General features: G+C 71.3%; 1 protein-coding gene. It reads left to right on the forward strand.

The window, feature by feature from the left end; genetic code table 11:
- On the forward strand, window positions 1-1,291 hold a 1,291-nt coding region (rluB, locus tag AOZ53_RS04125; protein ID WP_231690550.1), incomplete at both ends, for a 23S rRNA pseudouridine(2605) synthase RluB.

The raw sequence follows: 1,291 nt of genomic DNA on the forward strand, positions 1-1,291 counted from the left end.
GGCCGGCGGAAGCCTCCGCCGGCCGTGAGCCGGCCGCCGAAGGCGAGGCCGCCGCGCCCGCCCAGGCTGCCGCCGACAACGCGGACAGCCGCGGCGGCGAGCAGGAAGCCGAGCAGGCCCTGTCGTACCTGGACACCGCTGACCGCATGGAGCAGCGCCTGGGCAAGTACCTGAACAGCGAAGCGGTGATGCCGAAGCTGCACAAGGTGCTGGCCGACGCCGGCATCGGTTCGCGCCGCGAGATGGAAGAGTTGATCGTCGCCGGTCGCGTCTCGGTCAATGGCGAGCCGGCCCATATCGGCCAGCGCGTGGCCCCGAACGACCAGGTGCGCGTCAATGGCAAGCCCATCATGCGCACCAATACCAAGAAGCCGCCGCGCGTGATCCTGTATCACAAGCCGGCGGGCGAGATCGTCAGCCATGACGATCCGGGCGGCCGCGCCAGCGTGTTCGCGCGCCTGCCCAAGCTGCGCACCGGCAAGTGGCTGTCGGTCGGCCGCCTCGACCTGAATACCGAAGGCCTGCTGATCTTCACGACCTCGGGCGACATGGCCAACCGCATCATGCACCCGCGTTACGGCACCGAGCGTGAATACGCGGTGCGCGTGCTGGGCGAGATGGACGAGGCCCAGCGCCAGTCGCTGGTCGACGGCATCGAGCTGGAAGACGGCGTGGCCGCGTTCGGCGCGCTCGACTACCTGGGCGGCGACGGCAGCAACCGCTGGTACCGCGTCACCCTGCAGGAAGGGCGCAACCGCGAAGTGCGCCGCATGTTCGAGGCGGTGGGCGTGACGGTCAGCCGACTGATCCGTACCCGCTTCGGCGACGTGGTGCTGCCGCGCACGCTGCGCCGTGGCCGTTGGGAAGAACTCGACGCCTCGCTGGTCACCGCGCTGATGGTGCAGCTGGGCCTGTTGCGCGAAGACGACGAATCTGGCGGCAAAGGCCGCCGCTCCAAGCAGCCGCAGTCGCATGACAGCGCCTTGCCCCCGGGCTTCGGCACGATGGATCGCAATGGCATGAATGGCGCCCGTATCGGCCGCCGCGGCAAGATCCAGGGCGGCCGCGTCGGCAGCGCCGGTCAGGCGGCGGCGTGTCCGTCCGATCCTTTCGGCACCGGCCTGATGATCGCTGGCGGTTACGCCAATGGTCACCCGCTGGCGGGCGAAGCCAACGGCAACCGCAAGGGCGGCAAGCCCGCGGGTGGCCGCGGCGCGGCGGGTGGCGGCGCGGGCGGCGGCGGCAACAAGGCTGACGGTCCGCGCGCCGGTGGCGGCGGCTCGGGCGGCGG

This window comes from Achromobacter sp. 2789STDY5608621 (assembly GCF_001299375.1).
Classification (GTDB): Bacteria; Pseudomonadota; Gammaproteobacteria; order Burkholderiales; family Burkholderiaceae_B; genus Achromobacter; species Achromobacter insuavis.